The sequence below is a fragment of the Halomonas sp. KM007 genome, assembly GCF_050709225.1.
GTDB lineage: Bacteria > Pseudomonadota > Gammaproteobacteria > Pseudomonadales > Halomonadaceae > Vreelandella > Vreelandella hamiltonii.
The window spans coordinates 881,604-902,703 of sequence record NZ_CP136131.1 but is presented as its reverse complement, the minus strand read 5'-3'; the positions used below and the strand labels follow the sequence as shown (position 1 = coordinate 902,703).

At 57.0% G+C, this 21,100-nt stretch carries 18 protein-coding genes; 6 read left to right on the top strand and 12 right to left on the bottom strand.

The genetic code is table 11. The features are described 5' to 3' along the window. Positions 1–515 precede the first annotated feature (515 nt). On the top strand, positions 516–1,421 hold the full coding sequence (locus tag RVM27_RS04225) for a hypothetical protein (RefSeq protein WP_016916423.1): 906 nt from the start codon (positions 516–518) through the stop codon (positions 1,419–1,421). 126 nt (positions 1,422–1,547) lie between these two features. Here the strand turns inward: RVM27_RS04225 and RVM27_RS04220 are convergent, their stop codons facing one another. Genes RVM27_RS04220 through RVM27_RS04205 form a run of 4 tightly spaced genes read right to left on the bottom strand, consistent with a single transcriptional unit; the run spans position 1,548 to position 6,868 of the window. Then, a complete protein-coding gene (locus tag RVM27_RS04220; protein ID WP_016916424.1) occupies positions 1,548–2,591 on the bottom strand; it encodes a L,D-transpeptidase family protein in 1,044 nt (347 codons plus the stop codon). 53 nt (positions 2,592–2,644) lie between these two features. After that, positions 2,645–4,177, bottom strand: coding sequence for an apolipoprotein N-acyltransferase (lnt, locus tag RVM27_RS04215; protein WP_016916425.1), 1,533 nt, complete (start codon positions 4,175–4,177; stop codon positions 2,645–2,647). A 4-nt stretch (positions 4,178–4,181) separates the two neighbouring features. After that, on the bottom strand, positions 4,182–4,685 hold the full coding sequence (lspA, locus tag RVM27_RS04210) for a signal peptidase II (RefSeq protein WP_081139054.1): 504 nt from the start codon (positions 4,683–4,685) through the stop codon (positions 4,182–4,184). Continuing rightward, positions 4,682–6,868: a heavy metal translocating P-type ATPase gene (locus tag RVM27_RS04205; protein WP_498957433.1), complete on the bottom strand. Its 2,187-nt coding sequence runs from the start codon at positions 6,866–6,868 to the stop codon at positions 4,682–4,684. Before RVM27_RS04205 ends, lspA begins: the two co-directional genes overlap by 4 nt. Before the next feature lie 86 nt (positions 6,869–6,954). On the opposite strand from RVM27_RS04205, the gene RVM27_RS04200 reads away from it, so the two are divergent. Further along, positions 6,955–7,413, top strand: a complete 459-nt coding sequence (locus RVM27_RS04200; RefSeq protein WP_022521290.1) for a MerR family transcriptional regulator — start codon at positions 6,955–6,957, stop codon at positions 7,411–7,413. 28 nt (positions 7,414–7,441) lie between these two features. On the opposite strand, the gene RVM27_RS04195 is transcribed toward RVM27_RS04200, so the two are convergent. From RVM27_RS04195 to RVM27_RS04180, 4 genes are all read right to left on the bottom strand, one after another. After that, positions 7,442–8,224 (bottom strand): ZIP family metal transporter, encoded by a 783-nt coding sequence (locus RVM27_RS04195; protein ID WP_089691195.1) that lies wholly within the window; start codon positions 8,222–8,224, stop codon positions 7,442–7,444. 111 nt (positions 8,225–8,335) lie between these two features. Then, positions 8,336–9,325, bottom strand: a complete 990-nt coding sequence (locus RVM27_RS04190; protein ID WP_051233885.1) for a M23 family metallopeptidase — start codon at positions 9,323–9,325, stop codon at positions 8,336–8,338. Next, a complete protein-coding gene (locus RVM27_RS04185; protein ID WP_022521292.1) occupies positions 9,325–10,002 on the bottom strand; it encodes a DsbA family protein in 678 nt (225 codons plus the stop codon). Before RVM27_RS04185 ends, RVM27_RS04190 begins: the two co-directional genes overlap by 1 nt. Before the next feature lie 113 nt (positions 10,003–10,115). Next, complete coding sequence (locus RVM27_RS04180; protein ID WP_498957432.1) at positions 10,116–11,030, bottom strand: cation diffusion facilitator family transporter; 915 nt, start codon at positions 11,028–11,030, stop codon at positions 10,116–10,118. A gap of 205 nt (positions 11,031–11,235) precedes the next feature. Between RVM27_RS04180 and RVM27_RS04175 the strand changes: the two genes are divergently transcribed. After that, a complete protein-coding gene (locus RVM27_RS04175) occupies positions 11,236–12,156 on the top strand; it encodes a bile acid:sodium symporter family protein (RefSeq protein WP_039175778.1) in 921 nt (306 codons plus the stop codon). A 110-nt stretch (positions 12,157–12,266) separates the two neighbouring features. Here the strand turns inward: RVM27_RS04175 and RVM27_RS04170 are convergent, their stop codons facing one another. From RVM27_RS04170 to RVM27_RS04160, 3 genes are read right to left on the bottom strand one after another with little or no spacing between them, the layout of a single operon-like run. Then, positions 12,267–12,956, bottom strand: a complete 690-nt coding sequence (locus RVM27_RS04170) for a hypothetical protein (protein ID WP_498957431.1) — start codon at positions 12,954–12,956, stop codon at positions 12,267–12,269. A 54-nt stretch (positions 12,957–13,010) separates the two neighbouring features. Further along, positions 13,011–14,459, bottom strand: coding sequence for an IS66 family transposase (gene tnpC / locus RVM27_RS04165; RefSeq protein ID WP_154487592.1), 1,449 nt, complete (start codon positions 14,457–14,459; stop codon positions 13,011–13,013). A 48-nt stretch (positions 14,460–14,507) separates the two neighbouring features. Continuing rightward, entirely contained in the window at positions 14,508–15,590 is a 1,083-nt protein-coding gene (locus tag RVM27_RS04160; protein ID WP_498957430.1) for a hypothetical protein, read from the bottom strand. Positions 15,591–16,036: 446 nt separating this feature from the next. Here RVM27_RS04160 and copM point away from each other — a divergent pair, with 446 nt between their 5' ends. Together copM and RVM27_RS04150 are read left to right on the top strand one after the other, a co-directional pair. Then, positions 16,037–16,459 carry a CopM family metallochaperone gene (gene copM / locus RVM27_RS04155; RefSeq protein WP_084123732.1) on the top strand — a complete coding sequence of 141 codons (423 nt, stop codon included), beginning with the start codon at positions 16,037–16,039 and terminating at the stop codon, positions 16,457–16,459. A gap of 88 nt (positions 16,460–16,547) precedes the next feature. After that, entirely contained in the window at positions 16,548–17,282 is a 735-nt protein-coding gene (locus RVM27_RS04150) for a trimeric intracellular cation channel family protein (protein ID WP_498957429.1), read from the top strand. A 14-nt stretch (positions 17,283–17,296) separates the two neighbouring features. Here the strand turns inward: RVM27_RS04150 and RVM27_RS04145 are convergent, their stop codons facing one another. Then, on the bottom strand, positions 17,297–20,254 hold the full coding sequence (locus tag RVM27_RS04145; RefSeq protein WP_498957428.1) for a translocation/assembly module TamB domain-containing protein: 2,958 nt from the start codon (positions 20,252–20,254) through the stop codon (positions 17,297–17,299). A gap of 107 nt (positions 20,255–20,361) precedes the next feature. On the opposite strand from RVM27_RS04145, the gene RVM27_RS04140 reads away from it, so the two are divergent. Next, on the top strand, positions 20,362–21,069 hold the full coding sequence (locus tag RVM27_RS04140) for a DUF3581 family protein (protein WP_039175785.1): 708 nt from the start codon (positions 20,362–20,364) through the stop codon (positions 21,067–21,069). The last annotated feature ends 31 nt before the right edge of the window (positions 21,070–21,100 follow it).

Here is a 21,100-nt window from a genome sequence, read left to right as displayed (position 1 = left end):
AACACCAAACGGTCGACTGCGATGAGTGTGGCCGAGAAGTCTCCAAATTGTGGCGACGCCATAAAGGGCACGGCTACTGTTCAACTTGCTATGCTCGTGTGTTTAAGCGGCGGATGTGCCCACGATGTGGTGAGTTAGCCCGTCTGCCTAAGAATGACCCAGACGCCGTCTGTCGTCAGTGCAACGTTGACAAACCGTGTGCACGATGTGGAAAAGCCAGTTCAGACTACAACATCGGCAAGGTCACTCCCTACGGCCCTGTCTGTATCGCCTGCGCTCCCTATTTCAAAGAACCAGAGCCCTGCGAGGCGTGTGGGAAAGCATCTCAACGTCTTACCCGAGTGGCGCGTATGGGGCATGATCATCGCTTATGTCCACGCTGTTCGACAGCAGACCACGGTACCTGTTCTGCATGTCGTCGACATCGTTTATTGGTGGTGGCACCCAACGGGGATGCGTTGTGCAAAGCCTGTAATGAGCAAGGGGAAATTGCCTGCCCATCGTGTGGTAATCCCATGCCAGCGGGTCGAGGTGATGCCTGTGAGCCCTGCTATTGGACGCGAACATGCCGTAAACGCATCACCATTGGCCAAGCCGGTATCACTACCAAAGCGTTAAGTGAGGCCTTTGGGGAATTTGGTGAATGGCTGATTCGTATCACTGGGCCGCATAAGGCTGCCCTCAAGATCAATCATTTCTTCTCGTTCTTCCTTGAGCTCGACCAGGCATGGTCACGGATACCGAGCTATTCGGAGCTACTTCATCACTTCGGGGCGGAGGGCTTGCGGCGTGTGAGGCTTCCCATGCGATGGTTGCATGAAGAGCAAGGGGTAGAGCCGGATCACCAAGCAAAGCGGATCGACTCAGAGAAAAGACGTATTCAAGCGTGTCTCAGTTCTATGCCGTTCGCTTCGCTATCAGACCAAGTGCTGCAAGCCTATTGGCTGCAATTGGAAACCCGTATAGAGGCGGGCAAAACGTCCCACACCTCCGCACGACTTGCACTAAGAGCGGCAGCCGCATTGCTACTCGCTACTGACCGGGAGGGGCAGCGACTGCCTCAACAGGGCGATGTGGACAACTATTTGCATGCGGTGCCCGGACAAGCAGCCTCGGTCACGGGGTTTACTAATTTCTTAAATCGCCAACATGCCACCACGTTGGCTCCTCGGGTGGATGTAAAACGGGCAAGAAAGCGGCGAAAAGAAACACTAGCCCGCACCCTGATGACGATGGCCCGGTGTGCTGATCAAGGAGAGGCCTGGAGGGAGGCATGGATCGTTGCTGCCATGGAGTATTTCCATGACACAAAATTAACGCAGAAAATGCTTCGACAACAGACCGTAGAGCGGACGACAGACGGGATACAGGTGGTAGTGGGTGGCGTTACCTACTGGCTGCCTCTGGATATTGAGTGCTAAGACACTGATAGCGCGCAGTCACTTGGAGGGCCCCGCGACTCTGTAGGCGAATGTCGCCCCGCCGTTTGGACGGGGCTATGGCTCTCTACCTATATGCCAGGGCTCAACGGGGTGCCAAAAGGCGTGTCATGACCGTTGAGATGACGTCAAAACCAGGTCTTCATAAATGCCCTTGATAGCCTTCTCTTCTGGGCTGTGGCGCTGTGGCTCCTGTTCCTGCTTTGGATGTAGTGGGGTTATAAGCCCGTTAGAGAGTGACAGGACATCGCTGAGCTGCTCGTAATCGAGGTTTACGTTATCGACATTGTATTGGTTAAGGCGTGTCATGGTCTCTGTGAGTGCGGTCATACTGTGCTCTTCTTCTCCAAGCGGCGGAAAGGCTTGAATCAGCGGCTGACCGCCTTCCCAACCTATCTTGATCGGCTGATTGATGATGTTGACTTGGGTGCCGGGTGGAATGCGGTCAAATATAGATTCGATGTCTTTGGGTAACATGCGGATACAACCTCGGCTTGCGCGCATGCCAATGCCATCGGGCTGGTTGGTGCCGTGAATCAAATAGCCATCGAAGCCTAGGATGATGGCATGGTCTCCTAGCGGGTTATCGGGGCCGGGCGGTACAACGCTTGGTGCGGTTTCGCCGCGTGCTTCCGCTTCACGTTTTACCGACTCAGGCGGGTACCATGCGGGGTTTTTAATGTTCATGGTGGTCTCGGTCACACCAAGGGGTGTATCAAACCCTTCGCGACCGATGCCGATAGGATAGGTCTCAACGCGCGGTGTCTCACCGGTTTTGACATCTGGGTAGTAGTAAAGCCGCAGCTCGGCGATATTGATGACGACCCCAGTACGCTCGACATTCGGCAGGATGAAGCGTCCTGGAATGGTTACTTCAGTACCCACTCCGGGCACCCAAATACTGACCTCTGGGTTAGCACGTACAATCTCCTGGTAGCCAAGGTTGTGACGTCTGGCAATATCAATCAGAGTATCCTCGTAATTCTTCACGATGAAGGTGTCAGCCTCTCCGATAATATTGCCTTCCTCAGGTAGCGGGTAATGCCCCTTGGGCCATTCCGTCTCCTGGGCAGTGGAAGGTTGTGCCGCCATGGCGACAGGGAGCCATGCCAGAAACGAAACCATCACACTCACGATGAAGCCGATCTGCATTGGCCATGGGAGGAATCTCTTAAGTATTGCTGCGTTCTTTGCCAAGAGCATCGCTAGGTTCCTTTTTCATCTAATGCGTCGTTTTTTGATCGAGATAAGTTCAGTTGTAACCCGAGCAGTGTCAGCACCGCAGCGAGTATCCAAGCGGGGCCACTACCGGTGCGTGTGAAAGGAGTTAGGCCCTGCATCGGGGTCACCTCGCCCGTTAAACTGGCCTGTTCAAACTGTGGGGCACGGGCTGTGACGTGACCTTGTGAATCGATGATGGCCGTCACGCCATTACTGGTAGCTCGAAGTAGGTGACGACCATTTTCTAAGGCACGTAGACGCGCCATTTGAAGATGTTGGTGTGGGCCAATGGAGCGCCCAAACCACGTATCGTTGGAAACCGTTAATAGCAGCTCGGCATTACGCGCCTGTTGGGCGACATGGTCGGCAAAAATGATTTCGTAACAAATGGCATTGCCAATGGTGGCTCCAGCCACGTGTAACGGAGCCTGTTCGCCTGACCCTGGGGTCAGGCGAGGTACTGGCAAGTCGAAAAAAGCAAGGGTGCCAGCGAGGAGACTTTGGAATGGCAAATACTCGCCAAAGGGCACCAAGTGCGCCTTCTGGTATTCGCCCTGCACATCATTTAGCCCTATGACGCTGTTATAAGAGCGCCCTTCACTGTCGCGTTGCAAAATGCCGGTCAACAAGGCGGTGTCAGGCCCCAGGTCGGACGCTACTTGCTCAAGTATTTGCTGTGCTTCCTGCTCAAGCATGGGAAGGGCTGCCTCAGGCCAAACGATGAGATCGATATCCCTTGCTTGCTCCCGTGTCATCGTCGTGTAGATACTGATCGCTTCGCGCTGCCCTTGGGCAGTCCACTTAATGCGCTGGTCAAGATTCCCTTGCAGCAATGCCACCCGGATGGGCTTGCCAGCCGGGGTTGTCCATTGGGCGGGCAATAGGAATGGAACGATCCACAAGGCGGCCATTGGGACAAGGAAACTCCAGCGGCGACGCAGTACCTCTACCCCTAACGTACCTGTCAGCGCGGTCATGAGTGACAGCAAGTACACACCACCAACGGGCGCCCATGGGGCTAGTGGAGAATCAATCTGAGAGGTGCCCAGCAATAACCAGGGAAAGCCGGTGAGCATCCAAGTGCGTAGCCATTCGCTCACCACCCACATACCGGCAAAGCTAAGAAAGGCGAACCGTGGCCCCGTGATGCGTCGATAGAGCCCAAAGGGGACTGCAAAGAAGAGCGCCAGGACGCTGACAAAAAGAGTGGTGAGGAGCATCGCCACCAAGGCCCCGGTGCCACTGAAATCGTGAATAGCAACGAAGACCCACGACGTGCCTGAACCGAACAGGCCTACCCCATAGCACCACCCACGCAGGGTGGCCATGGCGGGCGTTAGCGACGCTATTCTCCAATAGACCAGTGCCACGCTCACTGGGCCAAGCCACCATAGGGAAAAGGGGGCGGCACTCAAGGTGGTCAGCACCCCAGCGGCGAGCGCTACAACGCAATCGACTATTGGTGAGGAGCGCCCAGCAAAAAGCGTATATTCTTTATCTTTATCGACCACATCCATAGCGTTACTCAGAGCGCTTAAAAGCAGGACTTTCACGCCATAACGCCACCGCGAACATCAATACACCGGCAAATAGCGCGATATCGGCCATGTTAAAGGCGGGCCAATGCCATTCGCCCCAGTAAATGTCCAGATAGTCGACGACGTACCCTCGCGCTAAGCGATCAATAGTATTACCGAGCGCGCCGCCAAGAATCAGGCTGTACGCACAGGCCTCCAAGCGCGACAGGGGTTTGCATAGCTGCACAACCAATACGACGACCACCACCAACGCTAAACCAAGAAAGAGGTAGCGCTGCCAACCCCCTGCTTCTGCGAGAAAGCTGAAAGCGGCTCCTGTGTTCCCGGTATAAACCCAGTTAAAAAACGGCGTTAGCGGAATGACTTGGCCAAACGACATCTGGGCATGCACAATTTCCTTGACCAGTTGATCGGCTAGAGCCATCACGCAAGCTAATGTGAACCATGGCCAGCGACGTGAAGGGCTATCGTTTGGCGCTGTTCTCATGACGTTGTTTTTCCTTGTGACAGGCCTGTCATTGCGGTACTGGGCGAAAAGCGGTAACCCAGCAGTCGCATGGCGTTCAACGTCACCAGGACGGTAGCACCGGTATCGGCCATCACCGCAATCCACATGCCGGTAATACCCAGCGCCGTTGTAACTAGGAAAATGGCTTTTAAGCCAAGGGCGAGAACAACGTTGGTTTTCACATTGCGCAGCGTGGCACGAGAGAGGTCTATCAGCTCAGCGATGCCGGTAACGCGGTTCTTGAGCAAGGCTGCATCGGCGGTTTCCAACGCCACATCCGTGCCACCCCCCATCGCGATACCCACATCTGCTGCCGCGAGTGCCGGTGCATCGTTGATGCCATCACCTACTTTACCGATGGGGCCACGGCCTGCCGCTTGCCAGTCTCGAACATACGCTGCCTTGTCTTCAGGCATTAGTTCGCCGTACGCTTCAATGCCTAAGCGACCCCCCGTGGCAGCGACGGTGCGGGCATTATCACCGCTGAGCATGACCGCCTGTACGCCTAAACGGGATAGCGCCGCTAGGCCTTCAATGGCATCTTCGCGTGGCTCATCGCGAACCGCGATCAAGCCCAGTAAACGCTCGCCTTCGACGAGGAGAGCGAGGCTCTTACCGGCTTCTTCTAACGCGACAATTCGAGCACTGAGACTTTCCTCAAGGATGACTTTCTCGTGAAGGTGACGAGGCGTCATTAAGCTCAGCTCGCGACCCTCCACCTGGCCGGAAACACCGCGCCCCGCCAGAGCGCGGCTGCCAGTGACGGTGGGGAGGTTGATGCCCGACTGTCTGGCATGCTCAACGATAGCCGTGGCGATAGGGTGACTGGAATCCCGCTCTATTGCGGCGGCGAGCCGCAATACGCTGTTATCGTCTTCCTCAGCAATCCAAGACTCCACATCTGTGACTCTTGGGGTACCCGCAGTGAGGGTGCCCGTTTTATCTAATGCCACCAAGCGAAGCTTACCTAACTGTTCAAGAACGGCTCCCCCTTTGATCAGTAGTCCGCGCCGAGCGCCCGCCGAGAGACCTGCGGCGATGGCGGCTGGGGTAGAAATGACCAACGCGCAGGGGCATGCGATTAACAGCAATGCTAACGCACGGTAAATCGACTCCGACCATGCCATGGTCGATACCAGCGGTGGCACTATCGCCATCAGTAGGGCGAGTAAGACGACGGCGGGCATATAGTAATACGCAAAACGATCAATAAAGCGTGCTATCGGTGCCTTGGCGGCCTGTGCTTCTTCAACCAGACGAATAACGCGTGCGATCGTATTGTCATCAGCGCCTCGTGTTACCTCCACCTCCAGGGCGGCATCAAGATTCACTGTGCCAGCAAAAATGTCATCACCAGGCGCTCGCGAACGGGGTATGGACTCGCCGTTTACCGGCGACTCGTCAATGTCGGAGGTGCCCACCAGGATGCGTCCATCGCAGGGTACGCGATCACCGGGCCGCACCAGCACACGCTGCCCGGGTTTAAGTGACTCCGCCGAGACGTCACGCAGATGGCCGTTGTCCATCAGCCTCGCCGTTGAGGGTGTTAAATTTGCCAAGGCTGAGATACTGCGGCGCGCTCGTGAAGCAGCTACCCCTTCGAGTAGCTCACCTACGGCGAACAAGAACACGACCATCGCAGCTTCAGCGGCAGCATTGATGGCCAATGCGCCAAGCGCAGCGATGCACATCAGCATCTCTATGGTAAAGGGATTGCGCATTTTGAGGGCGCCCCAGGCACTCTGCGCAATGGGTATTAAGCCGACTAGCGTGGCCAAAATGAAAGGCATATTACCCAGCGCAGGCCATGCTAAACGAAGCGCGAAGGCCACTATCAGCAGATTTCCTGTGATAATGACCAAGCGCCCTTTAGCGGTTTGCCACCAAGAGGATGAAGCACCAGATGCGCGTGTTTGGCCATCATGGGAAGCCACTTGATAGCCTAGTTCGTTCAGGATGCCCTCAATGGTCTTTCGCGAGGGGGCCCCGTGATCGTGGTGGTGAATCTTCACTGATCCCGTGACCGAGCTTGCCGTGACTTCCTCAATGCCTTCCAGTCGCTCTAGCGCCGATACAACCTTGCGCTCACAACCGCCGCAGTCCATGCCTTCAACACGCAGCGTCAAGGTGGTAGGCGCTGTTGTCGGCGTTGATGTTTTCATGGTGCCTCTCCTGCCAATGGGCTATGGTTTTTAAGTGTAAACCTTGTAGCAACTACAGCTTCAAGCCCTGCCTAAGGAGTTTTACCATGTCGATGATCGGCCAAAGTATCAGCATTGGTGAGTTAGCACGACGAGCCGATTGCAAACCTGAAACGGTTCGCTATTACGAGCGTATTGGGCTGTTGCGCGATGCGACACGAACCGGTGGGGGGCAGCGCCGCTATGGAGACGACGCTGTGCGGCGCTTGACCTTTATTCGTCATGCCCGAGACTTTGGCTTTTCGGTGGAGTCAGTGCGAGAGCTTTTGGCCATGTCAGATCAACCTGATATGCCTTGCCAAGAAGTCGATGCCATCGCCACGCATCACCTAAAGAAAGTGGAGTCCCGCCTTCAACGACTGTCCATACTGCGTGAGGAGCTTCAACGGATGGTCACGCAGTGTGCCGGTGGTAAAGTGGAAAGCTGCCGAATCATTGAGGTCATCAGTGATCATCAGCTCTGTATCACTGAAAAATCGCACGGAGGGGCTCACGACTTAGGTTAGCACTAACGCTACGCCCCACGCCCAATGGTTAGCCCAGCGAAACATCCAAAAACAGCATGAGTACCAATCCGATAGAGAGGCCCAGCGTGGCCTTTTTTTGGTGCCCGCTTCGATGAGTTTCGGGAATAATCTCATGACTGATCACATACAACATCGCCCCCGCTGCAAAGGCCAACCCCCAGGGCAGTAGCGCTTGTGACATGCTGATGACTCCAGCGCCTAATAAGCCACCCAACGGCTCAACAAGCCCCGTAAGGGCGGCAATCGTCCATGACCGCCAACGTGAATAGCCCACGCCTAGCAGTGATACTGCTACGGCCAGTCCTTCTGGGGCATTCTGAAGTCCAATGCCAATCGCTAGTGGAATGCCTCCTTCGCTTCCCCCTGCGCCGAAGGCCACGCCAACGGCCAGCCCTTCTGGCAGGTTGTGTATCGTAATGGCAATAATAAACAACCAGATACGACGTAGTGAGGCAGCCTCTGGCCCTTCTCGCCCCTGTTCGAAGTGCTCATGAGGTAAGAGTTCGTTCAGTAGTGCGACCATTCCAATCCCTAGCAAGATGGCCGCACAGGCAATGGCAGCAGGTACCACGCTACCTCCGTAACGCAGCTCCGAGGCTTCTAAGGAGGGTATGATCAGTGAGAAGAAAGAGGCCGCTAGCATGACGCCAGCGGCGAACCCCAACGCTAAATCGCGAACACCACGATTCGGTGTTTTGGTAAACAAGACAGGAAGCGCCCCTACAGCCGTCATCAAGCCCGCCGCAAGGCTTGCCAATACCCCCATGGTGACGGGAGAAACCTCTTCCATACCGATTACCTGTGTTGTGATAGATGAGTGATTACACGGCTTGGGTTCCATAACGAGACAAGCGCACGTTCACGTTACTAACCCCCATGCAACGTTGTTAAGCACGAGTGGTTACGGCTCGTTAAACGAGATCAAGTCATAAAGTGACGCCGTACCGATAGCTTGTTCTAAGCGATCTCTTGCCTCGTAAAGTGACGCTTGATATTCACTTTGAGTCGGCTGTTCGCCTAGCATGATGCGTTGACCTTGACCAAGGGGGTCAACAGGCTGGTTATTGACTCTCACTTCGTAATGTAGGTTGGGCCCCGTGGCGACCCCAGAGGCACCTACCTCTCCGAGCGACTCTCCCGCATTGACTAAATCCCCAACCACTAGCTGTGGGGAAAATCGGCTAAGGTGTGTGTAGCGACTGATTGCCCCTGTGTCGTGCTCCACCTCGATCACCTGCCCATATCCCCCTTGGCGACCCATAAAGGATACGCGCCCAGGTGCGGTGGCAATGACCGGCGTTCCTGTCGGCGCAGCCAAGTCAATTCCATTATGAGGACGCATCCCTCCATACACAGGATGTCGCCGATTCCCAAAGCGAGACGTTAAGCGGGCACTAAGCACGGGCAACCGCAACGTGCCTAGCAGGGTGTCGCTTTTGAAAAGAGCTACGTCCCCCTTTTGGGTGACCGGCCATATGACCTCCAAGGGCTCTGCCTGATCAGGCAGAGCGGCATAACTGAGGCGTGGTGGCCCAACACGGGCGCCGTCCTGGCGTCGATCTTCCTCCCACACTAATTGAATACGTTCACTGCCAGAAAACTCCAGCGGCGCTGCGATAAACTCGCTGAGCAGTGTTTCCAGTTTAGTGGCGAAACGCGTTGGGACACCTTCTGCTGCCAAGGCCTCGTAGAGGGTGGTATCAATGACGACATCACGCCCAAAGGTTAGGGTATCAACGCTATCGAGCGGTAATGTGCCTTCTTGCTCGCTAGCCGCCTGTAACTTGACAGGGCTAAGTTCAGACGGAGGCAATGACAGATGCGTTTGCCAATTGGCTTCGGCTAGCAAGGGGTAAAAGCCCACCAAGCCTAGTAACCACCAGCGCTGCATCACTGGCCATCCTCTTCCCCAGAGATCTCCGCTACTTCACTCTCGACGGCATCAATCAGCTCTTGCATACCAAAGGGGTCTAAAGGCTCGCCATTGACAAAAAAGGTAGGTGTTTGGCGAATCTGATTGGCTCTGACATCCGCCATGTCTTGGTCAATCACCGCCTGCACCTCAGCAGAAGTCAGTTGCTCTTCGGCAGCCGCTAAATCAAGGCCTCCTTGGCTCGCGATATCGAGGATAGCGGATTCATCAAAACTGCCATGTGAAGCCCATTGATCCTGGCGAGCCAGCAGCCTCTCCAGTACCGGTTCAAAGACGCCCTGACGACGAGCAACTTCTAATACCCGAATGGCCTTGTCCGATACGTCGCCGTGGAAAGGAGTGTAGCGCACGATGAGCCGCACTTTTTCTGGGTAGGTTTCCAGAATACTTTTTGTCAGGGGATAGAAAGCACGGCAGGCTTCGCAAGCCGGATCGAAGAATTCCACAATCGTCACCGGCGCGTCTTCTCGTCCCAAGATGGGGGAGTGTGAACGCACCAAGGAGTCCTCGGCCTGGACACCGCTCTCTTTTGCTGCCTGAGCTTGCATGTCTAAGAGGGCAGGCTTCGATACGGCGACGATCGCAGCGGTCAGCATTAACGTACCGGCCAATATAAAAGACGCTTTTTTGAACATGTTTCTCTCTCTGTCTCAACGATGGGGTGGAAAAGTAGGGTTGAAAAATAAGCCAATCGCTATGGGAGTAAGCTGCTCGCTATCTACCTGAGCTGGGAGCCGGCCTCGGTCTGTCACTCATGCCCATATAGATTGGCATTTTGATGCGCGTGGTCACTATGCTCAAACTCTAGGCTGGAATGAGCAATACTGAAGCGCATTTTAAGCTGCTCCTTGATCTCTGCTTTGACGGATTCAAGCTGCTGCCAGCCGGTTTCTGTCAGAACCACGTGGCAGTCAAGGGCTGCCATGTTTTCCTGCATCTGCCATAGATGCACATGGTGAATATCATGGACTCCCTCGATATCTCGTACGGTCTCAACGACTGCCTGCCCGTCAATGTCCGGGGGAGGTCCCAGCATTAGCGTACGGATAGGGCCGCCAATTTCAGAGAAGGCTAGGTAAAGAATATATAGCGCAATCCCTATCGTGATCGCGGGGTCTACCCAGCGCATGTCGTACAGTAAAATAAGCGAACCACCGATAATCACGGCGATGGAGGCAAACGCATCCGATAAGTTATGCAGAAAAAGGGCGCGGATATTGACACTCTCTTTTTGCATTGACCACGTGAGCATGGCGGTAAGGGCATCGACGACGAGCGCGACGCCACCAATAATCACGATCGTCCATCCCTCTATCTCAGGGGGATCGACCATCCGCATAGCGCCTTCGTAAATCAGGTAGACACCGACAATAATGAGGGTGGTGTAATTGATGAGTGCTGCCACTATCTCGATGCGGCCATAGCCAAAGGTCATATGCACATCGGCAGGCCGTCTGGCGATTTTACGAGCAGCAAAGGCAATGACTAATGCTGCCATGTCAGAAAAGTTATGTAACGCATCAGCGATCAGCGATAGGCTCCCCGCCATAATGCCACCGACGATTTGAGCGATGGTTAAGAGCCCATTGGCCCAAATGGAGATGCTGACGCGCCGGTCGCCAGAGGCAGGATCAATGTGGGGATGATCATGATGATGTCCCATCTGTTACCTTCTCTCGAATTATCTGTTCTTGGTACTATAAAACCTCTAGCAACTAAAGCTTCAACCCTTGAGCATTATCTATTTGCATCGCTGGATTGGGAAGCACGTCCCTAGCTACCAAGCGAGCCATGGCGCGCTGGGCCGAAGGTGATCATGTTTTAGGTGCGGGGCTCAATCCACTTCAACCGGTAACGTCTAATCCACCATGGGTAGATTCATTTATTTTGTCGAGGCGCACCTTGTCTGGTTTGTAATCGTCGTCGCGGGGGGAGGCTTACTCTTTCCGGCCACCGGAATAATGCTTAAGTTCGCGATTGGGCCATTACTGGCATTACTGATGTTGATTATCAGCCTCACATTCGATGCGCATGCAGTGCGCATCGTGTTCCGAAAGCCGTCACGGCAGTTGTTGGCATTGGGGCTGGTCTATGGGCCTATGTCGATTGCCGGGTGGCTAACGGGCCGTCTATTTTTTGGAAGCGGCCCGCTGGCTGCTGGCCAAACCTTGCTCGGCACGCTGCCGACAGATGTGTCCTCTCCTCTTTTGGTACTGATGGCAAAAGGCAATGTGGCGCTTGCCGCTGTTTTCAACGCAGTCAACACCGCGTTATGTCCGTTTATTGTTCCCTTCCTGTTTTTATGGCTCACCGGCCTTCAGTTAGACGTGCCGCTTGGATCAATTATTCTTGAATTAACACTAATCGTGCTTCTTCCTACCGTGATTGGGGTCAGCTTGCGTACAAAGTTCTCGGCTTTCTTTGCACGGCATGATTCAGCGTATGCAGGGATAGGGTCGATTCTGTATCTGCTGATCCTACTCGCCGTGGTCGGGCCGAATGCCACCACGATCATTGGCTATGGCTGGTATGCGTTTGTGATTGCGGGCGCGGCCCTGTGCCTCAATTTGATTGGGTACCTGGTAGGTATGTCCTCACGGTTACTCACCTCTGATCGCAAAGAGGTGATTACCTATCTTTTCACGGTCAGTAAAAAGGAATTCAGCATCGCTGCAGCGTTTGTCGCTGTTTCCGGCTTGCCATCAGAGATCGCGATTCCAGCCGCTTTTTTTGCCGTGATTCAAATGATCACTTCGCCCATCGCAGCGAAGATCCTCGCCCGCCACTGAAGGGATGGCCGTATCGGCTCTTCGTCAGAAGAGCAACCTGCACACGGGGTGTACAGGTTGCTCTTAGCGACAAAACAGACACCGCTACTCATAAAGGTGGCAAATAGTACCTATGCTAAGTCACTGCGACCAATACTGACCTTGCTAAAAGCATTTAACACAGAGGCTTCGCAGGGTATCTGTTCCTTTTTGGATTTAGGGTGCTTGAACGTATCGGCGAATCCTGGGCAGTGACCAACTAGTTTTTGGACAACACCTTCTACGTGCCGCACGTTAGACAGCACTTGGCGTAACCACTGCTCGAAGCTGCCTTGGTGGCTCAGCGTGAAGACTAAACCTTTATAGGAAGGAGGCTTGGATGCCTCCTCGCTACCGCCAGCTCTGGGTTTTGGAGGGCGTCGTTGGATCTCCATGAGATAGAGCGTTTGATCTAACACATGCACCCGAACGACGAGCACCCCGCGAGGTACCTTGGTCTGAGTATCAATGTAAACCCAATTAGCGACTGACGTTTCCACCTCCTCGTCTATTTCGAAAGGTTCGAGGCTGATCAACCGAGGGTCGGGGGAAGTGCTAAAGCCGTCTTCAAAGGTAAACCAGCTAACGCCACGAATCGTTTCGGGATAGGCCGATTGCAAATAGAGAAGCGCATTCCACATATCACGTAGAAAGCCCTGTGATTCCAGTGTAATAGGAGCATGAATAGAGGCCTGTCCGACCCCTTTTCCTGATCCATGCGGCTCCCCAGTGGAGAAAATAGTTTCGTCACCCGGAACGGGGACGCCTCGTGTATCGGGCACATTTTTTCGAGTATATCGTTTATCCAAGACGGCGCGAGGCTTACCTAAAAGTAACTATTCAGCACCGGTTGGCTGAGTCGGGGCTTCTTGCTGCATGAAGGCTGGCACCTCCCCCGCAAACAGTTGCTCCAGTGCGGTATGCGCCGCTACCCCTTGCTTGACGGCGGTCGAGAGAAAGCTACGCATGCGGCAGAAGATCTCAGCACCCTCCCAGGAGCGGAAACAGCCCGAGATTTTCTGCTGGACCTTGGTCATTCGCAGATCGCGCTCCCCCTGGTTGTTGGTGAAGGGAGCGGCAGGGTCGTCGAGGAAGCGCAACACGTCGTCCTCGTACGCCTGGAGGCGTTCCAGGAGGTTGCGCGGCTTGGTGCGCTTGGCCCGGCCTCGCGTTCCAGGTGGCGGTTTCACCGGCGGGGGGCACTCGGCGTCCCCTTTCGCCAGGCAATCTCGATAGCGCTGCCGCCAGGCTCGGGTCTCATCGGCCGAGAGGCAGCCGTCGGCCACCTCCACGGCGCGATGCATCTCCAACAACAGGTCATGCAAGGCCTTGGCCCATGCCTGGCCATCGTTCTCCCAGGCCGCTGTCAGCTCCCGAAGGTGGTGCGCATTACAGAGCGCGTGCCGGCAATCCGGATAGCGGTAGTAGGGCTTCCAGTGATCATGCACCAGCACGCCACGCACGAAGGGCAATACGCCGATGGCGTCCATCGCTTCCTGGCCGCGCTTGGGGTGCGGGGCCAACCAGGTCAGGGCCTCGTTGGAGGCGCTGTGTAGCCAGTAGCGTTTGCCACCGACCTGCATTCCGGTTTCATCGGCATGGACGGTGGCTGCTTCACGTAGCGCCGGGATCACCCACTCGGCGAACGCCTCGGCCCGCTGGTAGGCCTCCTGGTTGAAGGCGAACAGGGTGCCGGTGCTCAGCGACAGGCCGCACTGCGAGGTGAGCAACTCGCGGATACGCGCATAGGGCAACAGCTGATACTGGGAGAGATAGACGACATGCGCCTTGAGGCGAGGGCCATACTGGATGGGGCGAGTCACGCCCTCGGGGAATGGCGCCACGTAGCGTTGCCCCTGATCATCTTCGAGGACCTCAGCCTGATATTCGGTGACCACGGCCTGGATTACGATGTCCTGCACTTGGCGCGTTTCGACGCCGACCGGGCGGTAAGAACGCCCCTTGGGGAGTTGCCGACGATCGACACGGAGCTTGACCACCTCGTCGGGGTCCGTCACCGGCGCCAACGTCTTACCCTCATGCCCTGGCTGTCCGCCGGGGCGCCGCTCGCCTTTGGCGCGCGAGCGGCGCTGGCGATTGGGATCCTGGGACGGTGGCTTGCTGCTGTTGCGGCTACTGGTGGCCAGGCGATCGGCCATGAGCTTGACCAGCAACATCAGCACATCGATGGCCGCACGCAGCGACGGAGAGACCGTCTGGTCTTCCTTGAGCTGCTGTCGGACCCGCTCCAGAGCCTCGTCGACGTTGATATCGCTGATGGTCATGTCACCGCATAGATATGCCGAAGGATTAGGCACACTATGCCAGAAAAATCAGCTGGTTGGCGATATCCCATCCGCAGCCACCTGAATAGTTACACCTAAAATAACGAATTCGTCCTCAGGAAGGTCTAGCCAAGAAGAGCCATGGTCGGGCTCTTCATCATCCGTCAGGTCAATGACATCGGGGATGTCTTGAAGCTGATGATAGGGAAATTGAGTGGGAGCATCATCGCCATCGGTGGCTGGTACTGTCGTTGACTTCTCTCTTTCGCGGTGGATCGTGGCACCATCGGGCTGCGTACAGCCTAATATCTGCAAGCCTAGGAATGTGTTGCCACCATCAATTGGAACGCCAGAAACAGAGATTTCCCCGCTGCCTTGAAACCATGGGGTGGCTTTTAAAAGCATCTCATCTGGCGTGGAGCTGGTTTCAAATTGTGAATATATATATTTTGCAGCGCGCTTGGCATACGGATCGTACAACATATGCGCGAGCAAAATGGCATCGTGTTTATGAACATGATAGGTAAATTTGACAGGCCACGTACCTGGGGATGCAGGCGCATCAAGCTGTCGATAAAGACGTTTTTTGACTTCTTCCCAAGGGTAAGTGGCGAGCACTCGCTTGATTTCAGAAGATCGGCCGTAAACGCGAATAAAAAATTCTGTGCAAGGGATGAGCAAGTGTTTGCCATCTGGAAGGTCAAATTCAATCAGGTATGTTTTGTGCTGATTTTTCTGGGGTAAGTAGTTCGAGTCATGAAAAGCGGTATAGAGGCTTCGTCCTGATTGTCGTAAATCATCTAAGGTGACAATTCGCCAGCCGCCTGGAGAAAAAGAAACGGAGAATTTTCTTTCCTCGTAGGCAATACGCGAGCTACTCACGCCCTTTTCCCATACTGACCCTATTCTCAATAGCCCAAGATGCGTTAAGACAGTCTCACGTCTCATCACGCCTCCTAAGTTATTTTCATGGTCGATGGTTCTTAAGAAGATATGGATTTTAGGGACGCTTCGTAAGCGATTGTTCTTAAATATAGGCCCGTACCACCAAACGACCAAGCGCTCTGCCTCGTTTTTTAGGGTGCCATCATGGAAGCTAAAGGTTCTGGATTGTTTAAGAGAAACGGTCACAAAGGCGCACTCTATGTAAACTCAACATAGAGATTGTCGCAGCAATTATTGTTTAGTCGCAACAATTGTTGGAAATGACACTGCTTGCGGCCTATCAGGACCGAGCGCCGGAGTTGGTGCGGCACGCGCAACGTCAGAAGCGACACCGCCGGCTGATATTCCCGTTCTATAGCCTGCAGCGGGGCTGGCAACGGCTGTTTGCTCAAGGCCGAAGTGTTTTCTATCCCCTCTGGAGAAGAGCGCCAGACGCCGAGGCACGAATACCAGACTTGTTCACCTCCTCAGGAGGACTATGCCGATGACACGCCGGAAAATGGGGAGACCCTAGACCTTAGGCCTCTTGACCTCTGTGCTGCCCCAAGGTTTTAGACTTTTAATCTATCGTGACGATAGCGTCCTGCCTGACAGAGGCAGGCAAAGCCAATCAGCCATTGAGGAGCACACTGATGTCCAACGCTTGCCAAGGTGTCACCCAGAGCCTTTTACCCGCCATGCCCAGGCCGTACTGGGTAGGCGTCATGATGCTCGCGGGGGCGCTGATCACGCCGCTCAGCCATGCGCAATCAGATAGCCACGCCCACGAGTCCCATGGGCAGGCCGCATCACCTTCAGAGAATCCGGCCGTTGCCGCTTTTCAGGCGGCCAATGACCGTATGCATGAAGATATGAACATGGCCTTCAGCGGAGATCCCGACGTGGACTTTGCCAAGGGCATGATTCCGCACCATGAAGGCGCCATTGCGATGGCCGAGATCGTGCTCGAATATGGCGATGACCCAGAGATTCGCCAGCTCGCCGAGGAGATTATCGCGGCTCAAGAGAGTGAAATTGCGTTTCTGCGCGAGTGGCTCGAGCGTCAGGAACATTAACGTCACCTTGCCCGCATAATCCGCTACGCACCGGCCGCAACAGTGATATTCTGTCCGCCTCTTCAGGGTCGCATCAAAGGAGCGCCGCGTGTCGGGGGTAATTTACGGGTTGGATTTGGCGGGGATGATCGTGTTTGCCCTGTCGGGAGTCATTTTGGCCTGCCGTTCGCGGATGGACCCGTTTGGCATGCTGGTGCTGGCAGCGGTGACCGGGGTCGGCGGCGGCACCTTGAGGGATCTGGTGCTGGGTGTCCGGCCGGTGTTCTGGGTCACCGACCCCACGTATCTGTGGGTCATCCTCGCCACGGTGGGCGTGTCGTTGGTGGGATTTCACTATATCCATCGTCTGTCTCGGGGGTTTTTACCCATCGCGGATGCCTTCGGCCTGGCGCTGTTTACCGTGATCGGTACCCACAAGGCGCTGCTGCTGGGCACGTCGGGGGTGGTGGCGGTACTCATGGGCATGATGACCGGCGTGGCGGGAGGCATGATTCGTGACGTGTTGGCCCAGCGGGTGCCCATGGTGCTGCGCGAAGAGATCTATGCCACCGCCGCCATGGCGGGCGGGATCGTCTATGTGGTGCTCCAATCCTTGCAGGCATCGCTGACGCTTGCCATTGCGGCTGCCTTGAGTGTCACCCTGGGGCTGCGCTTGGCGGCGATTCACTGGCACCTGGCGCTGCCGGTGTTTGCCTGGGTGACCGTGCCGCCCAAACACGACGAAGCCGACGACACGACAGAGCCACACACCACCTCGCTCTCGACGCCCCAGAAGGCCAAGGAGCGGGTGCGCATGATTCGCCGCGAGCGTCGTCGTCGCTAAGCGCCTGCCGGTACTTATGGGCGTTGGGTGGCGCGCCACTGATCGAACCAGCGCCGAGGCTGAATGACGCGCAGGGTTGGCTCGCTCTCCACCAGCTCGACGCCGATACCCAGCGCCCCCAGGCGGGCATACAGCGCGCCATTGGCCTGCTGATTGGCCAGGGTGATGTCCGACAGTAGCAACAGGGGGCCACCTGTCAGCGCCAGGTTGGCCAGCCGAATCTGTTCGCCGTCGATGTTCAGTTCAGCGCTGCCCTCGATGGGTTGCACGTCGAGCAGCCGACCCAGCCAGTCGCGCTCTCGGGCGCGGGCTAAAAAAAGCCGCGCCAACAAGCCGGAGTCGCGCATCCCCAAGCGCAGCTGGCTGGTCAGCTGCAGCGGGTCTCCCCACACCAACCGTGCCTTCTGCAGGTCGAGCTGCACCCACCAGCCCGCGTCCTGAGTCCCTTCCTCGCTTTGGCGGAACATGTTTTCCAGCCGCACATAGGAGTCGCTGGCGGTGAAACGACGAGCATCGAGATCGCCGTCGGTGAGCCTTAGCTGCATGGCGATATCCCCGCGTAGCCGCTGGTCCAGCAGGGCCAGCTCGGTCTCGAAGGCGCGCAGGGTAATCTCCCCTTGTGCCTGGAGCCCTTCCAGCAGCCATTCGCTGCTCAGGCTGGCGTGGCCGGAGAGCAGCTCCACCCCGGCATCGTCAGGAAGAAAACGGTTGTAGCGGGTCATGTCCGGCACTTCGGTGATGGGCAGCACGATGCGGGTCACGAAGTGCTCTGGGGCGGCGGCTTCCAGCACCTCACTGAAGCGGTCTGTCTGCGTGGTCAGCGCCAGGTGGCGGCCTTGAAGATGGGGGCGATCGTCGTCCTGATGGCTCAGGGCAAACTGGGGAATGCCGAGTGAAAGCCGCGCCTGTTCGGGGCTGTCCAGCTGCGCGGTCAGCTCTCCACGCCCTGTGGCGAGATAGTCCAGAAAGGTCACGGCCAGCTCATTGGCGTTGACCCTCAGGCGTGTGGGGGCCTGGAGCTGGTCGTCCTGAAACGCCCCCTGCAAGAATAGCTGGCCTTCGCCCGAGAGGCTGATGCCATGAGCATCTGGTAAAAAAGCGTTGAGAAAACTGAGCCGTTGAACGCTGCCGTCGACGCTGAACTGCCCGCTGGGCACGCCTGCCCGGCGCTGAAACTTCCCGTCGCGAAGCGCGATGATGCTCTCCAGCGGCTCCTCCAGGGCGTGCTCGTCGGCCACCTGCCAGCGCAGCCGTGAGCCGCTGATATCCAGCGCCGTGCCGTCCAGCGCGGCCTGGCGTATCGTCAGCTGCAACTGCGCGTTGCTGACCAGGGTGCCGCGCTGATCGCCCCGCTGCCAGCCGGTGGTCAGCTGATTGCCCGCCAGGTGCAGCTCACCCTGCACGGCCTGTGTGTCGAACTCCAGTTGTCCCCGGCTGGTGGCGCTGCCGCGCTGTAGTGTCAACGGGGCGGGAGAGGGCAGCAGGCCTGCCAGGTAGGGTTGCAGTACGCCCAGATCGGGGAGCGTGGCTTCTGTCCAGCTCAGCCGTGCCGTGGCCTGCTGCCTGGCCTGTTCGGGATCGAGGGGGCTGGTGGCGTCCAGGGTCAGCTGCGCGTTGGCCATCAGTTGGCGCGTCTGGTGATGCAGCTCGGCATCACGCAGTGCCAGCGTGGCGTGCAGCTGCTCATCTTCGTTTAATTGCGCATTCAGGGTGCCTTGGCCCTGGGTGGTAAAGTCCAACAGCGCTGCACCCAGTACTGGGGCCTCGATGGCCAGCTCGGCCTGGTAGGGGCGTGCGTCGCGCAGGGCAAGCCGGGCATCGATACTCCCCTCGCCAGTGAGCCTGATGCCCTGGCCTTCCAGCGTGGTGGCCAGGTAGCGGTCCAGCATATCCAGCCTAGTGACCTGGCCAGAGAGGGCCAGCGTGGCATGGGTAGGGAGCGCCAACTGGTCCAGGCGCTGGTTGGGAAGCTCGGTGGTCAGGGTCAGTTGGGTATTGGTGGCATAGGGGCGGGTGTCGGAAGGGGTGGCTTCTGCCAGTGTCACCTGTGCCAGATGAGTGGAATAGCGCAGCTGCTGCTCTTCCACCGCAAGGCGTACCTGGCCTTCGCCAGTGGCGGTGTGGCGTGGGGGCGAGGCATCTGCGAGCAGCCAGCGGCGTGCTTCATCGCGGCGCGCCAGGCGCTGCTCATCCAGCGCAAGCTCCAGGATGGGCGCGGTCAGTACCAGCTCGCTGTCGGGCTGCAGTTCGCCTGCCACCAGCGCAAGCTCACCCTGTAGCTCACCGCGGCCCGCCAGGCTGAGCCACGGCAACGCTTCCAGGTAGGGCATGAACACGTCCCAGGCATCGGCCTGGGCGGTCAGCGACAGCCGCGCATCCAGGGCGCTCAAGAGCGCTTCTTCGAGGGCCTCCCCCCGTAATGCCTGGGTAGCGGTCTCGGCCAGCGACGCCGTACTGCGCAGGTCGATCTGCTGGATCAAGGTGGTCTGATCACTGAGCCGCACCAGGCTGCCCTGGGTAATGTCCAGCGACACATGCGGCAAGGCCAGCCGATCCTGACTAAGCTGGGTATCCATGACCTGCAGCTGGCCTTCGGCCTCCAGCGCCAGATCGCCAACCGTCAGGCGGCGAATGCCGTCGGCATTCAGGGCGTGAAGGTAGAGTTCGCCACGCAGCAGGGCCAGTAGCGAGAGCGACAAGGTGGCCCGTTCGGCTTCTACCGAGAGGGGCAGGGCGGCATCGTCCCGGGCCAGATAGAGGTTTTCGACCTCCCAGCGGCCGGGGTGCAGGCTCTGGGCACTCGACCAGCGCACCTCTACGCCGTCGATGGTGGAGATCTGGCGCGGCAACCACTGGCTATTGAGCAGCCAGTAGCTGCCCGCCAGCCACACTAGAGCAACCAGGATCACGGCCACCAAGGCGTAGATCGAGGGGGAACGGCGGCGCGGCGTGGGGGGCGTCTCGTTGGTCATACAAGCATCCTGGCAGATGACTCCTGTTGGCGCGTGTTTTATGGCATTATGCGCGACGTGGGGCAGTTATGGGTTTTCGATTTCAACGCTAGGCAGGCAGCAAAGCCATGTTCAAGGATTTTTACGCGCAGCGCGGAGAGTACGTGGTGATCTCCGCCGAGCAGGCCAGCCGCTTCGCCAAGGGCGTGGCCGGTGACTACAACCCGATTCACAACCCGGACGCACGGCGTTTCTGTGTGCCCGGCGATTTGTTGTTCACGCTGGTACTAGTGAAGTTCGGGCTGTCGCGACAAATGGAATTTCGCTTCACCAATATGGTAGGCGCTGATACACCGCTCAAGTTTAGCGAAGCCGACAACGGCGATATCCATGTCTGCGACGAGAGCGGAAAGTGCTATTTGCAGGTGGTACGCCGAGGGGAAGTCACCCGTGACGAAGCGGCCGTGGAAGCCTTCGCGCGTTGCTACGTGGCCTTCTCGGGCAAGAATTTCCCGCACTATCTGAAGCCCTTGATGGAGCAGCACGGGGTGATGTTCAACCCCAAGCGCCCGCTGGTGATCTACGACAGCATGGGCTTCTGTCTGGACCGGCTGGATGCGCTGTCACCGGATCTCGCCTTGACCCAGTCGTCTCTCGAAGTCCAGGGCAAGCGTGCCGATGCGCTGCTGGAGTTCTCCATCCAGTCCTCTGGCCAACCCGTGGGCGTGGGCTCCAAGAAGCTGGTGGTCAGCGGCCTGTGCAACTACGACGACAGCGAGATGGCGGCCATCGTGGCTGAGTTCTATCGTCTCAAGGCCGCTTACGAAGCCGCCTGAAGCGCGATGTCAAAGCCCCCATGGCGGTGTG

What these genes read in the sequence shown, in the direction of transcription:
- RVM27_RS04180 (WP_498957432.1), bottom strand. Translation starts at nt 11,030, where the DNA reads ATGGGACATCATCATGATCATCCCCACATTGATCCTGCCTCTGGCGAC.
- copM (WP_084123732.1), top strand. Translation starts at nt 16,037, where the DNA reads ATGTCCAACGCTTGCCAAGGTGTCACCCAGAGCCTTTTACCCGCCATG.
- RVM27_RS04175 (WP_039175778.1), top strand. Translation starts at nt 11,236, where the DNA reads ATGGGTAGATTCATTTATTTTGTCGAGGCGCACCTTGTCTGGTTTGTA.
- RVM27_RS04195 (WP_089691195.1), bottom strand. Translation starts at nt 8,224, where the DNA reads ATGGAAGAGGTTTCTCCCGTCACCATGGGGGTATTGGCAAGCCTTGCG.
- RVM27_RS04185 (WP_022521292.1), bottom strand. Translation starts at nt 10,002, where the DNA reads ATGTTCAAAAAAGCGTCTTTTATATTGGCCGGTACGTTAATGCTGACC.
- RVM27_RS04220 (WP_016916424.1), bottom strand. Translation starts at nt 2,591, where the DNA reads ATGCAGATCGGCTTCATCGTGAGTGTGATGGTTTCGTTTCTGGCATGG.
- RVM27_RS04200 (WP_022521290.1), top strand. Translation starts at nt 6,955, where the DNA reads ATGTCGATGATCGGCCAAAGTATCAGCATTGGTGAGTTAGCACGACGA.
- tnpC (WP_154487592.1), bottom strand. Translation starts at nt 14,459, where the DNA reads ATGACCATCAGCGATATCAACGTCGACGAGGCTCTGGAGCGGGTCCGA.
- lspA (WP_081139054.1), bottom strand. Translation starts at nt 4,685, where the DNA reads ATGAGAACAGCGCCAAACGATAGCCCTTCACGTCGCTGGCCATGGTTC.
- RVM27_RS04190 (WP_051233885.1), bottom strand. Translation starts at nt 9,325, where the DNA reads ATGCAGCGCTGGTGGTTACTAGGCTTGGTGGGCTTTTACCCCTTGCTA.
- lnt (WP_016916425.1), bottom strand. Translation starts at nt 4,177, where the DNA reads ATGGATGTGGTCGATAAAGATAAAGAATATACGCTTTTTGCTGGGCGC.
- RVM27_RS04145 (WP_498957428.1), bottom strand. Translation starts at nt 20,254, where the DNA reads ATGACCAACGAGACGCCCCCCACGCCGCGCCGCCGTTCCCCCTCGATC.
- RVM27_RS04205 (WP_498957433.1), bottom strand. Translation starts at nt 6,868, where the DNA reads ATGAAAACATCAACGCCGACAACAGCGCCTACCACCTTGACGCTGCGT.
- RVM27_RS04140 (WP_039175785.1), top strand. Translation starts at nt 20,362, where the DNA reads ATGTTCAAGGATTTTTACGCGCAGCGCGGAGAGTACGTGGTGATCTCC.
- RVM27_RS04225 (WP_016916423.1), top strand. Translation starts at nt 516, where the DNA reads ATGCCAGCGGGTCGAGGTGATGCCTGTGAGCCCTGCTATTGGACGCGA.